Genomic DNA, 13,707 nt, shown 5'->3' with positions numbered 1-13,707 from the left:
GCACGATGACAGGCAGGGCATGATCCTGTAAACTTTATAAGTTGCATGACAACCTTTAGGAGGGAACCATGAGTACAGAGCTGATGTTTGATCGTGTTCCGCCGCAAAATCTGGAGGCGGAGCAAGCCGTTATCGGTGCCATCTTGCTGCAGTCCGAGGCGCTTATTACAGCGATGGAACGGGTACGCAGCGAAGACTTCTACGGCGTCCCCCATCAACGCATCTATGAAGCGATGGTCGAGCTGGCGGAGAGCAACCAGCCGGTTGACCTTGTCACGCTGACCGCGCATTTGCAGGATCAGCAGCTGCTTGAAGAGATCGGCGGCGTGTCGTATTTGGCCAAGCTGGCCAATGCCGTGCCGACAGCAGCCAATGTCGATTACTACGCTCAAATCGTCGAAGAGAAGTCCATGCTTCGCCGCTTGATTCGTACAGCTACGAATATCGTCTCAGATGGCTATGCCAATACCGATGAAGTGAGCGTGCTGCTCAGCGACGCAGAACGCAAAATTCTAGAAATCTCGAACCGCCGCTCCAGCAGCGGCTTCATCTCTATTCGCGATGTGCTGATGGAAGTATTCGAGAAGGTCGAGACGCTTTATAATACGAAAGGCCAGGGGATGACTGGCATACCTTCGGGCTTCACTGACTTGGACAAGATGACTTCGGGCTTCCAGCGAAGCGACTTAATTATCGTGGCCGCTCGTCCATCCGTAGGTAAAACGGCGTTCGCGCTCAACATCGCGCAAAATGTCGGCGTCCGCGCCCGCGAGACTGTGGCGATCTTCAGTCTCGAGATGTCCGCGGCTCAGCTCGTCCAGCGGATGATCTGCGCAGAAGCGAATGTTGATGCCGGACGGATGCGGACCGGCTATCTTGAAGGCGATGACTGGGAGAAGTTGACGATGGCGATCGGCGCTTTGTCCGAGGCGCAAGTCTATATCGATGACACGCCGGGCATCACCGTCGCGGATATCCGCGCGAAATGCCGCCGTTTGAAGAAGGAACGCGGACTCGGCATGATTCTGATCGACTACCTTCAGCTCATTCAAGGACGCGGCAAAGCCGGCGAGAACCGGCAGCAGGAAGTATCGGAAATTTCCCGTACGCTGAAGCAAATTGCCAGGGAGCTTGAAGTGCCGGTAATTGCTCTGTCCCAGCTTAGCCGGGGTGTAGAGCAGCGGCAGGACAAGCGACCGATGATGTCTGACCTTCGGGAATCCGGCTCGATCGAGCAAGATGCTGATATCGTCTCCTTCTTATACCGGGACGATTATTATGATAAAGAATCCGAGAAAAAGAATATTATCGAGATTATTATTGCTAAACAGCGTAACGGTCCGGTCGGAACGGTAGAGCTGGTCTTTCTGAAAAATTTCAATAAATTCGTAAGCCTTGACCGATCGCATGAAGATCCTTCACAAGCCTCATAGATTGATAGAGTATATCCGAACAATTGCATGGGTCCCTGTGCAATTGTTCGTTTTTTGTTTGACTTCTTATCAGTAGACTGCTACACTAATATTGCTGTCTTTCTGACAATTGACGGGCTGCTCCTCAGTCGGGCAACGCGTACTATGTTCACAGACGGTAAATTTCGATGTGCTCAAACATCGGACGGGGGTATGTTTTATGTCTACGGTAGTTGTTGTCGGTACGCAATGGGGAGACGAAGGGAAAGGCAAAATTACCGACTATTTGGCGGACGGTGCAGACGTAGTCGCTCGTTACCAAGGCGGTAACAATGCCGGGCACACCATTCTCATCGACAATAAAAAGTACAAATTAACGATGATTCCATCAGGTATTTTCAATCACAATAAAATATCCGTAATCGGCAACGGCATGGTTATTAACCCGCAAGCGCTGATCGACGAAATTAACTATATTCATGACAACGGTTTTTCGACCGACAACCTGAAAATCAGTGACCGCGCGCATGTCATCATGCCGTATCACCTCGTATTGGACGGTCTGGAAGAAGAGCGCAAAGGCGATAATAAAATCGGCACGACCCGCAAAGGTATCGGCCCTTGCTATATGGATAAAGCGGCACGCAACGGCATTCGTATTGCCGATCTGATGGACGCTGAAGAATTCGAATCGAAGGTTCGCCGTCTCGTTATTGAGAAGAACCAAGTGATTCAACAGGTTTATGGCGGCGAGCCGCTGGAAGCCGACACTATCGTTACGGAATACTTGGGCTATGCTGAAGTGCTTCGCAAATACGTAACGGATACTTCCGTTGTATTGAACGATGCGATCGATGCTAACAAAAAAGTGCTGTTCGAAGGCGCGCAAGGCGTTATGCTGGATATCGACCAAGGCACTTATCCGTTCGTTACTTCGTCGAACCCGTCCGCGGGCGGCGTATGTATTGGATCGGGCGTTGGCCCATCGAAAATCCAGCAGGTTATCGGGGTAGCCAAAGCTTACACAACTCGCGTAGGCGACGGTCCATTCCCAACGGAGCAAATCAATGAGATCGGTGATTTGATCCGTGATAAAGGCCATGAGTATGGTACGGTTACAGGCCGTCCACGCCGCGTTGGCTGGTTCGACAGCGTTGTTGTCCGCCATGCACGCCGTGTTAGCGGCATCACTGGCTTATCGCTCAACTCGCTTGACGTAATGAGCGGCCTTGAAACGGTTAAAATTTGCACAGCTTACAAATACCGCGGCGAGACGATCGAGCACTACCCGGCAAGCCTGAAAGTATTGGGCGAGTGCGAAGCAGTATATGAAGAGCTTCCGGGCTGGTCGGAAGACATCACGGGTGCGAAGACGCTGGAAGACTTGCCGGTTAATACGCGCAACTACTTGAACCGCGTATCCGAGCTGACAGGTATTCCAATCGCGATCTTCTCCGTAGGCCGCAACCGCGAGCAGACGAATCCAGTCGTATCGATCTACGGCGTATAATAGCATACAGCTCTCATTAGATAGGATGGTCCCCCTGGGGCCATCCTATTTGATTTGTAATGGCTATGATCAAGGTGAGACCGTTGTCCAATCCATCAGTTCCCCGAAACACAAGAGTTAGACTGCGCAGTTCCCATCCCAAACATGCAATCCATTCCAATAATGTCGTTAGTGAAGGGAATGTATGCTCTTATTGTTGACCATAATGGTTGATAGAGCATAGAAGAGGGTAAGGAAGGGTGAGTGCAATGTGGAAAATGACAGGCTGGCTGGCGAAGACAGTGGCGGCCGGGCTTATCATAAGCTTTCTATCGATTTGGACGACGGGCTATATTGTGAATAGCTATGTCGAAACGCTATTGAAGCAATATAACTTGCCGCTAGAGGTGCAGCCGATGGCGCTGTCGGGCGTATGGGGCAAGCTTTGGGGTGCCGGGCCGGCAGCTCCTGCCGGTCAGAAGCAGCCTGCAGACAGCGAGGCAATCGATGGCGGGGACGGAAGCGGCAAAGGCAAAGGCGACTCTCCGGTTGCCATTGATGCATTCGGGAGGGAGGAGCCGGAGTCAGAGACTCCTCCGTTAACCGATATTGGCATCGGGGGCGGCAGCAAAGCAGAGGGCGGAGCTGCAGGTGAAAGCGGAGCTGGCGGAATGGGCACCGGCCAAACAGAAGGGAAGGTTGAAGCGGGCGAGGAACCGGTAGATGGAACCGAGACAGCCGTTACGACTGAAGATTTGAATCAAGTGAAGGAACAAATGAGCGAGGCGGACAAGGATGAATTGTTCGGATTATTAATGAGCAAGCTTCCCCAGGATGCTTGGCAAACGATCTCCGGTTATATGGAGAGCGGCCTTACGGAGCAAGAGCTGACGGCTGTTCAACAGATTATGGCCCAGCATCTGGATACGGAACAATACGAACGAATGATGAATATTCTGAAAAAATATTAATCATTTACTCTATCAGGAATCCTTGCCCGTGTTAATAGGCTTATGTTAAAGTATTAGGCGAATGATCCAACAGGATTTTCGCCTTTTTTTTACTCTCAAATCTAGGAAGAAAGTGGCAGTACCACTCTCGAAAAGGAGACGATCATGAGCGAGTTTAGGCCTAAAGATCGAATCCGAAAGTCATGGAACGCAACCGTTCAATTCTTTCGGCAAGCTCGACCGCAACAAAAGCAAGGCATGATTCAGCAGCAATCGTCAAGCGAGACCGCGCCATGGTGGCGTACGAAGACGGCAATGATTACGGCAGGAGTTGTCGTTATCGCTGCAGCGGCCGGCATCGGCGGAACCCAATATGTACAAGCCAACACCGTTGATTACTATAATGTATATAGAAATGGAACAGTCGTCGGATCGGTAAGCGATCCATCTGAAGTAGAGCAATTGATAGCGAAACAAACGGAAGTGGTCGAGAACAGCAATCCGGAGCTGCGGATGGTTCTGGACGCAGGCACAATCACATATACCAGTGAAAGTGCTTTCAAGGCAGTGCCGGAGACGGCAGTGACGCTGGACAAGCTGGCGGGGATGTTCGATTCCCATGCAGTAGGCGTAGAGCTGAAGATTGACGGCAAGACAGTAGGGATTGTGAAGGATCAGGCAACAGCCGATGCTATTCTGACCCGCGTGCAAAGCAAGTATGCGCCTCAGCTCGCAGCAGCTAAGAAGAAGTCTGGCGAGGTCACGACGCTTTCTTACAGCGGCGCGGCAACGAAAGCAAGCGGTGAAGGCTCCGCTAAAAGCGGTGTTGAGCTCAAGGCCGTGCAGTTTGTAGAAGAAGTAAAGACAACAGACGTCTCTATCGATCCGAGCAAGATTGCGAATGCGGATGATCTATACAAGCAGCTCATCCAAGGCAGTATTCAACCAACGAAGTATACGGTTCAGCAAGGTGATTGCATCGGCTGTATTGCGGAGAAGTTCGATATTTCCCCGCAAGTGATCTATGACAACAACCGATGGATTGAGGAAGATAAGATTAAAGCCGGTGACGTACTGGATTTGACCGTGCTGCAGCCGGAAATAACGGTGAAGACGATTGAGAATGTCGTGGAGACGGTCAAGATCGAGCCGCAGGTGGAAATTCAGAAGAATGCCAGCATGCGGGCGGGAGAATCGAAGACGATCCGTGAGGGTACAAGCGGACAGAAACGCCTTACATACCGCGTTGTGAAGCAGAACGGTTATCTGGTCAGCGAGGAGCTGGTGGATAGCGAGGTGCTTGTAAAGGCTATTCCTTCTATTATCGTGAAGGGCACGAAGGTGATCCTTGGCGAAGGAACGGGCAAATTCGCTGTTCCGGTCAGCAATTGGTCACTATCGAGCAAGTACGGCCAGCGCTGGGGCCGTTCACACAAAGGCATTGATATAACCGGCAACAAAACGATTAAGGCAGCGGACAACGGCGTCGTTACGTTTGTTGGTACGAAGAACGGCTATGGCAATACGGTTATTATCGATCACAAAAACGGCTATGAAACGCTTTACGGGCATTTAAGCTCCTTCGACGTGAAGGTAGGCGACATTGTAGAGAAGGGCGACAAAATCGCCATTATGGGCAGCACCGGCCGTTCGACCGGCGTCCATCTGCACTTCGAGATTCACAAAAACGGAAGCGTACAAAACCCGTTGACGTACTTATAAATTTTATCATCCGGAATACCGCTCGGGCTGAGGCCTGCGGCGGTATTCTTTTTTTATGCCAAATGCTGCAATGAAGGAACTTTAATTGTGAACGCGAGGCATCCATATGGTAAGATAGAAGCATATTTATGAGGACAAGCGACAGGCGGTGTGACGATGCACGGTAAAATTTTGGTGGTCGACGACGAACAGCCGATTGCAGATATATTGAAATTCAACTTGGAGAAGGAAGGCTATGAGGTGATTTGCGCTTTCGACGGCGGCGAGGCCGTTCGGCTCGCGACGTTAGAAACGCCCGACCTGATGCTTCTTGACTTGATGCTTCCCGTGAAGGACGGCATGGATGTGTGCCGCGAGGTACGCTCGAAGCAGCTGCAGATGCCGATTATTATGCTGACAGCGAAGGATACCGAGATCGACAAAGTACTCGGTCTGGAGCTGGGCGCAGATGATTATGTGACGAAGCCGTTCAGCACGCGAGAGCTGCTGGCACGGGTGAAAGCGCATTTACGCCGCCAGCAGAAAGCGGCAGAATCGGCTGCAGCTTCCGCAGAAGCGGGACAGTCAGGCGATGGCGCTGCGCAAGCAGAGCCGGAGAAGCAGGGACTCAAGCTGTTCAACCTTTTTATCGATACAGATATGTATGTCGTCTACAAAGACGGAGAGCCGCTCGATCTGACCCATCGGGAGTATGAGCTCGTCTACTATATGGCGCGCAACAGCGGCAAGGTGATGACGCGCGAACACTTGCTTCAAGCGGTATGGGGCTTTGAGTATTTCGGTGATGTCCGTACGGTGGATGTGACGATCCGCCGGCTGAGAGAGAAGATCGAGGATGATCCGAGCCGTCCGGAGTATATTATGACGCGTCGCGGCCTTGGCTATATGATGCGCAATCCGAAGTCGGGAGGGTTTGGCTGACCATGAACGGCAAGCGTTTTTTTCGCACCATTCAGGTCAAGCTCGTTATCATCTATTTGCTGCTGATTCTGGTTGCGATGCAATTGATCGGCGTCTATTTCATCAGCACGATGAAGACGTCGCTGACGGATAATTTCACGAACAACTTGAAGGAGCAGGCCGATATTCTATCGAAGCTGGCAGCCCGCAATTTGGCGATGAAGCCGAGCAGCGACAGCGAAGCCAGCAGTGAGAGTGCGGAGGACCTTAGTCTAGTCGTGCGCAATCTGTTCAGTATCAGCGGTACAGAGGTGCAGGTGCTGGACGGAAATGGACGGGTTGTCGCGACATCGTTGCAGGTGGCGGAATCGTATATCGGCAAAAAAAATACGTCGCTTGCGGTTAGCCGGGCTTTGCAGGGCATTTCGGACAACGAAGAAGAAGTAATCGACGAGAATGGCGTGCGGAAAAAAATTATTGCGCTGCCCGTAACGTACAACGACAATGAGCGCGTTGTAGGGGCCGTCTATATGGTCGCGTCTATGGACAGCTTGTATGATACGGTAAACCGGGTTAATCAGATCTTTTTCTCCGGTTTGCTTATCGCTTTGGGTTTAACTGGTTTGCTGGGCATTCTGCTTGCGCATACGATTACGAGTCCGATTCAAGGATTGACACGGCAAGCGGCGGCTGTAGCCGAAGGGAAGTTTGACTTGCAGGTGCCAGTGCTGGGCGATGATGAGATCGGAAGGCTTAGCATGGCCTTTAACGATATGACGAAACGGCTGAAAGAAGCATTGTCTGTCAATGAGGAAGAGAATGAGAAGCTGGGCTCTATTCTATCGAATATGAGCGATGGTGTGATCGCGGCTGATGAGCACGGACAAGTGATCATCTGGAACCGGCGCTCGCTTGAAATGCTTGAAGTGCAGAGCTGTGAGGGCTGCAGCCTGTCTGAATTGCTGGGTTTGACGGAGCCTATGCTTCGCGAGCTGCAGCAAGGCAAGCAGCAAACCGTTATTTTGTCTCGTGAACAGGAGACGGATGAGCCGGAGGGTGTACTTCGGGCTACGTTCACGCCAATTCACAGACGGGACAAGGGCATCACAGGTACGATTGCGGTGCTGCAGGATATTACGGAGCAAGAGAAACTGGAGCAGTCGAGGCGGCAATTCGTTGCCAACGTCTCGCATGAGCTGCGGACACCGCTGACGACGATCAAGAGCTATGCGGAGGCGCTTGATGACGGGGCGCTCGCGGAGCGTGAGCTGTCCGAACGGTTCGTTGGCGTCATTCGCAATGAGACAGAGCGGATGATCCGCCTCGTAACCGATCTGCTGCATTTGTCACGGCTGGATTCCAATCAGGCGCCGCTGCGCAGAAGGCAGACGAATGTCCATGAAATGCTGGACGAGGTCGCCGACCGCTTCTCCTTCCAGCTGCGGCAGAAGTCGATTCGGGCTTCCATCCGGGTGGACCGGAGCTTGAAAACCGCTTGGCTGGACCGCGATCAGATTGATCAGGTATTGGATAATCTGATGTCCAATGCGATTAAATATACGCTTGATGGCGGCACGATTGAGCTGGGGGCGCAAAAGCCCGATCCGGCATCGATTGCAATTAGCGTCAAGGATACGGGCATTGGCATTCCGAAGAAGGATTTGTCGCGTATATTTGACCGCTTCTATCGTGTGGATAAAGCCAGATCACGCAATATGGGCGGTACAGGCCTTGGTCTGTCCATTGCCCGGGAAATTGTAAAAGCGCATGGCGGCACGATCTCGCTGAACTCGGAGCTGAACGAAGGCACCACTGTGACCTTCACGCTTCCGGCGCTGCAAGAGGACGGTGAATCCGCATGATCGAGAGAGCGAAGACGACGCTGCTGGTGCTGCTCGTAGGGCTCAGCCTGCTGCAATCCTATCTGCTGGCTTATAGCATGCCGGGTTTAGGCGCGACAGTAAAGACTGAGCAGGACTATATTAATGCGGAACCGCTTGGCGAAGAAGCTTCTGTGGAGGATGTTGTGTTTCCAGAGGAACTGGTGATTCACTTCGGCGGGGACAAGCATACGGTGCTGTATCCGGGCTCGACGTTCTATGACATGATTCTGAAGGAACGGATTCAGGGACGTGAGTTTAAAGGGTTCCAGCGTAATCCGGTTAACGTCCTCAATTGGGATGATGTACGAAGAAATGATATCGGCGTGGAGCTTCGATTCCATAATGGCATTCCCGTCGATTTGCTGAAAAAGCTCTTGAAGGTGCAGGGCGATCTGCTGTTTCTTAATGAAACCATCGACCGGATCTGGATTTTCAAGACAAAGGACACCGAGGATGTGCGGACCTTCTTCTTCACCGCTGACGGGGAGAAGGTGTATGAATCGGCGCAAGCTGACTTGACAGTTCGCGACGTGCAGGACTATGTCGGCTTCGGTGAGTTCCAGACGAAGTACATCGTGACTGCGGACGGCATTTACTTGCCGGATAAGCCGATGCAATCTGTGGAGATGGTGTTTCCTTACGAGACTTATTCGCCGGATTTGATGCAGCGCAACCTGTTCTTCGATCCCGGCACGACCAAAGCGCTGGAGGATCGGAACGGCTCGCAAATTTTCACCGACGGTAAGCGGGGATTGCAGGTGGAGCAGAACGGGAAGTGGATTACGTATACCAACCCGGCGGCATCGCAAAGCAAGGATAATCTGCTAGGTGACAATGTGTATGCATCCGTCGAATTCGTTAATGAGCACGGCGGTTGGGATGGTGTACACCGTTTCGTTAATGCCAGTCCGGATAAGGATGGCAAAGCAGCCAAAACGATTATGTTTCAACAATATTTAAACAATTATCCGGTGATTGAAACGCGGAATTTCCAATATGGCACAATCCGGCTGACCTTGCAGCAAGGCACGGTAACGGGTTATACCCGGTCGTTGATTACACTGGCGGACAAGGCGAAATCCCGGCAGGCGAGATGGCTGCCGGGCGGCGAAGACTTGCTCAAGGCGTTCGAGCATTATGAGCGCCGCTCGGAAGCAGTACGTGTCTTCCCTGCACTGCAAGCGCAGCCGATGGAGGACGACGAGCTGCGGTTCGTTCCTGTATGGGGCGTACTGCTGAAGGACGGCACGAATGATGTGCTGCTTCAAGCGTATCCGGCGGGCTACACGCCGCCCAAGACGGAAGATGAGACGACGGCCCCGCCAGCTGGGAAAACGGGAACCGATGGTAAAGCCACAGATGGTAAGGACGGGAAAGAAGCTGCCGATGCATCGGGCAATGATGATGCGAAGGGGAATACCGTATCCGGCAAATCGGCTGTCAGCGGCGAAACGGCGGGTATGGATGCGATCAGCGGCGGGACTGCTGCTAAGGGAACCGCTGCTGGTCTGAAGGCAGGTACGATGAAGATCAAGCTTGGGAACAATGCGGCACTGCCGCGTTAAGCGGCAAGCAAGCGGAATGATTGAAGCGGAAGCGGAGGTGTTGACCGTTGGATTGGGGCAGAGCGAAGAGTGTGCTTATTATATCGTTCCTGTTGCTGAATATATTGCTGGGCTATCAGCTCTGGGGAGATATTCGGGAGCAGCTGAACGCAAATAAAAATACGGCGGAGCTGCCGCCGGAGACGGTCACGATCATGAAGCAGAAGCGGATTGAACTGGATGCGACGCTGCCGCCGGAGACACCAAAGCTGCGTGACTTGACCTATTCCTTAACGAACGGCGGCCCGGAAGCCCAGAAAGAAGTGAAGCTGGCGCAGCCGGTGGATAGTAAAATTATTTTCTCGCCGTCAGAATTGCAAAAGACGCTGGGCCATATTATTCCCGATCTTGATCAATACCGGTTCGATATTACGATGAGTACGGATAAGGTATGGATGCTATACCGGGTGGCGGATAACCGGCCTATGTTCGATGTGAAGCTGGAGCTGTTCTACAGCAATCAGAAAATTACGAGCTACAAGCAGGTACGCGTCGATGTATTGGGCCCTGGGGAATCCAAGGAGCAGACGGTGCTTCCGGCATCCAAGGCAGTGGCTCCGTTCATTGAACGTAATTTGCCGGACGGCTCGGTTATTCGTGACATTCAGCTTGGCTATCACGGCCAGACGTTTGATACGGAGACGCAAGTGTCGGCTCCTTATTGGCGGGTGCTGATGGATGATGGCGTTGTCTATTATATTCATGCGATCAGCGGGGAAGTTGCGCAGGATAAAGAGCAGCAGCTAGAAAAGTAGACTAGCAGCGGCGGGTAGGGATCGGCTTGTCATGGGGCCGGTTCTGATGCAGGGCAGGGGAGAAAGGACAAGAAGGCAAAGATGGGACTTTCGTTTACAGTATTGGGGAGCGGCTCGACAGGCAATGCGACTGTCGTTAGCAGCGGGGATAAGATGGTATTGGTCGACGCCGGCCTGAGCATGAAAAAAATGGACGAGCTGATGCGCGGGCAAGGCGTATCCGGCCATCAGATTGACGCATTGTTCGTGACGCACGAGCATTCCGACCATATCAAGGGGCTTGGCGCTTTTGCACGCAAGTATGAGCTCTCGATCTATGCCAATGAGGCGACATGGGGTGGTATGGAGCGCCATATCGGGACGATTGCGCCGGAGAAGCGGGTTATTATGGAGACAGGTGAGAGCTTCACCTTCGGCGCGATGAAGGTACAGTCCTATCCGATCTCGCATGACGCGGCAGAGCCCGTCGGTTATACATTCGAGTGCGATGGCGAAAAGCTGAGCCTGGCGACGGACCTTGGTTACATGAGCGATAAAGTGAAACGGGAAATCATAGATTCTGACGTGCTTGTACTAGAGTCGAATCACGATACGGAAATGCTGCGGATGGGGCGGTATCCTTGGAATATTAAACGCCGTATTTTAAGCGATGTCGGGCATCTCTCCAATGTGGCAGCCGGAGAAGCGCTTTGCGAGCTCATTACGGACCGGACGAAGCGGGTTTATCTGGCCCACCTCAGTCTGGATCATAATATGATGGAGCTTGCGATGCTGACGGTGAATTCAATCTTAGAGAATAACGGTATGTTTTATAAAAAAGAAGAGCATCCGCTCCGCCCGACTTATCATGACCGTCCTACGGCATGGGATGAAGTGAGGCGGAAATAAGCGAATCCAGCTCGGCGTCGAGCTGTTCGGCTTTCAGAGCAAGCTCTTCGCGGGTCAGCAATCCTTTGTCGACAAGCAGCTCCAGCATGGCGCTGAGGGTGAGAACGGTACGGTAATGCTCGTCCTTCAGATCGGCGACTTTTGCAGCTAACTGTACTTGCTCCCAAGCGGATGGCGAGACGGATTTGGAACCGGATTTCGTTATTTTCATAACTAGAAAATGCTCCTTTCATAGTGAGGAAATAATTATATAATGAAGTGATGGAATCTATTATTATTTTAGTCAGATCATCCGAAAATATTCCTAGAAAGAAAGATTCGTATTCGCTAGCGGCAATAGCCTATTGGAGAGCGCGATGGCGGAGATTTATTTTGCGGAAAACGTTTCAAAGAAGTGCAGATTTGGGTAAGAGTTAAGAGAAGGATTGTTGCTCTGAAATTCGGCTGACCCGCATAGTTTAAAGTAGTTAAGGCATGGCAGGATCAGCGATTTGTCAGGATAGCCTGACCGTAAGAAAGGTACATACTAGATTGATGGAAACATTATCGGGTTGCCAGGTTGAAGTCCGTTCATTACCTTGAGAGATATTTGATCTAACAACAACATAGCAAGACCGAAGAAGTCGTCACATTGGCTGATTATAGATATACAAATAGTCTTGATGCCTCGTCCGGCATCGAGAGGAGCGATCAAATGGGATTATTCGATGACGATTTCTATTCCACGAAAGTATCAAGGCGCGCGCGTTCTTCCCATCGGAAGGACGACCGGCTTTTTTCCAATAGACGCGGCAGCCGTAATTGGTCGAATGTCCGCATAGCATTTATTTCTTCTTTTACGAGCGCAGTAGCTGCAGTGCTGCTGTTTTCTGTGTTTTTCGGAGGCGGTCATAACGGTGGCGGTACTGGTACAAGTGCGACTGCTGCCGCAACGGTAGCGGCCAGCGATTCGCTGGAGCAGCGGACGATTCAGGCATCGGCCAAGGTGAGGCCGGCGGTTGTCAGCGTCGTTAATGAGCAGCGCTTCCCTTATGGATTTGGTTCAGTGCCCGAAGATGGCGTTGATGGGGGCGATGGTGCTGGTGATGCTGATGATTCAAAGGGGAATAAGGGATCAGGTAACGAAGGAACGCTACAGGAGGCGGGCGTAGGCTCTGGCGTTATTTTCAAGAAGCAGGACGGCAAAGCTTATATTATTACGAACTATCATGTCGTGGTCGGCGCGGAGTCGGTGAAAGCAATTCTCGTGAACGGTGAACGCCGTGAAGCCCGCGTAGTTGGCGAGGACCAGATTACGGATCTTGCGGTGCTGGAGATCGATGCGAAGGGCATCGATGTGGTGGCGGAGATCGGTGATTCATCCGGTTTGCATGCTGGGGAGTTTGTCATCGCAATCGGCAATCCGCTTGGACTTGGTGATTCACTATCGATGGGCATTGTGAGCAAGACGCGGCAAATCGTGCCAGTGTCCTTGAACCAGGATGGCGTCTACGACTGGGAGCAGGAAGTTATCCAAGTGGATGCTTCCATTAACCAGGGCAATAGCGGCGGACCGCTGATCGATCTGAACGGGCGTGTCGTCGGCATTAACAGTATGAAGATCGCTGATATTGGTGTAGAGGGACTTGGCTTCGCTATCCCGATTAACAATGCTATGCCGGTCATCGACAGTCTGCTGGCTAAAGGCTATGTGCCTCGTCCGTATTTGGGCGTATATACGATGGATTTGGAGCAATACTTTGCTCAGCAGGGGTCTGCTGGCTCTGAGGGCGGTTCCGACGATGCGGAAGGCGGGTCGAAAGCGGGGGAGCAGCCGGCGCTGAAGCTGCCGGATGAGATTTTATCGGGCGTGATTGTGCTGGAAGCAGTAGGACCGGCCAAGGATGCTGGACTGAAGTTCAACGATGTGATTACGAAGCTGGATAAGCAAAGCATCGGCAGCACGATGGAGCTGCGCAAATATTTGTACGGCAAGAAGAAGATCGGCGACGAGATTGAGATTACGTACTATCGCGACGGCAAGGTGAAAACAACGAAGTTTAAGCTGAGCGAGAAGACGAATGAAGATGATTAAGGGCTGAAGCGGGCAGGCTAGTTGTAGAGA

Annotated in this window: 11 protein-coding genes; 10 read left to right on the top strand and 1 reads right to left on the bottom strand. The window is 52.0% G+C overall.

Annotated elements, in window-relative coordinates:
- Window positions 1-68 precede the first annotated feature (68 nt).
- From dnaB to TY10_RS24720, 9 genes are all read left to right on the top strand, one after another.
- On the top strand, window positions 69-1,433 hold the full coding sequence (gene dnaB / locus TY10_RS24760) for a replicative DNA helicase (RefSeq protein WP_042169723.1): 1,365 nt from the start codon (window positions 69-71) through the stop codon (window positions 1,431-1,433).
- A 199-nt stretch (window positions 1,434-1,632) separates the two neighbouring features.
- Complete coding sequence (locus tag TY10_RS24755; protein ID WP_042169720.1) at window positions 1,633-2,922, top strand: adenylosuccinate synthase; 1,290 nt, start codon at window positions 1,633-1,635, stop codon at window positions 2,920-2,922.
- Window positions 2,923-3,161: 239 nt separating this feature from the next.
- Complete coding sequence (locus TY10_RS24750; protein ID WP_155986046.1) at window positions 3,162-3,872, top strand: hypothetical protein; 711 nt, start codon at window positions 3,162-3,164, stop codon at window positions 3,870-3,872.
- A gap of 144 nt (window positions 3,873-4,016) precedes the next feature.
- A complete protein-coding gene (locus TY10_RS24745; RefSeq protein WP_042169712.1) occupies window positions 4,017-5,573 on the top strand; it encodes a M23 family metallopeptidase in 1,557 nt (518 codons plus the stop codon).
- A 156-nt stretch (window positions 5,574-5,729) separates the two neighbouring features.
- Window positions 5,730-6,494 (top strand): response regulator YycF, encoded by a 765-nt coding sequence (gene yycF, locus TY10_RS24740; protein ID WP_042169709.1) that lies wholly within the window; start codon window positions 5,730-5,732, stop codon window positions 6,492-6,494.
- A gap of 2 nt (window positions 6,495-6,496) precedes the next feature.
- On the top strand, window positions 6,497-8,335 hold the full coding sequence (walK, locus tag TY10_RS24735) for a cell wall metabolism sensor histidine kinase WalK (RefSeq protein ID WP_042169707.1): 1,839 nt from the start codon (window positions 6,497-6,499) through the stop codon (window positions 8,333-8,335).
- Complete coding sequence (locus TY10_RS24730) at window positions 8,332-9,921, top strand: YycH family regulatory protein (RefSeq protein WP_052350759.1); 1,590 nt, start codon at window positions 8,332-8,334, stop codon at window positions 9,919-9,921. Before walK ends, TY10_RS24730 begins: the two co-directional genes overlap by 4 nt.
- 47 nt (window positions 9,922-9,968) lie before the next feature.
- The gene (gene yycI / locus TY10_RS24725; RefSeq protein ID WP_042169704.1) at window positions 9,969-10,715 is read left to right on the top strand and encodes a two-component system regulatory protein YycI; all 747 of its coding nucleotides are present in this window, start codon (window positions 9,969-9,971) and stop codon (window positions 10,713-10,715) included.
- An 81-nt stretch (window positions 10,716-10,796) separates the two neighbouring features.
- Complete coding sequence (locus TY10_RS24720; protein ID WP_042169701.1) at window positions 10,797-11,603, top strand: MBL fold metallo-hydrolase; 807 nt, start codon at window positions 10,797-10,799, stop codon at window positions 11,601-11,603.
- On the opposite strand, the gene TY10_RS24715 is transcribed toward TY10_RS24720, so the two are convergent.
- On the bottom strand, window positions 11,572-11,814 hold the full coding sequence (locus TY10_RS24715; RefSeq protein WP_042169698.1) for a hypothetical protein: 243 nt from the start codon (window positions 11,812-11,814) through the stop codon (window positions 11,572-11,574). The two genes, TY10_RS24720 and TY10_RS24715, sit on opposite strands and share 32 nt — an antisense overlap.
- A 483-nt stretch (window positions 11,815-12,297) precedes the next feature.
- Between TY10_RS24715 and TY10_RS24710 the strand changes: the two genes are divergently transcribed.
- Window positions 12,298-13,677: a S1C family serine protease gene (locus TY10_RS24710; protein WP_042169696.1), complete on the top strand. Its 1,380-nt coding sequence runs from the start codon at window positions 12,298-12,300 to the stop codon at window positions 13,675-13,677.
- Window positions 13,678-13,707 lie beyond the last annotated feature (30 nt).

Origin of the sequence: Paenibacillus gorillae (assembly GCF_000513275.1) — a bacterium.
Lineage (GTDB): Bacteria > Bacillota > Bacilli > Paenibacillales > Paenibacillaceae > Pristimantibacillus > Pristimantibacillus gorillae.
Note: the sequence above shows the minus strand (reverse complement) of the source record. Positions and strands in the feature narration are given on the sequence as shown.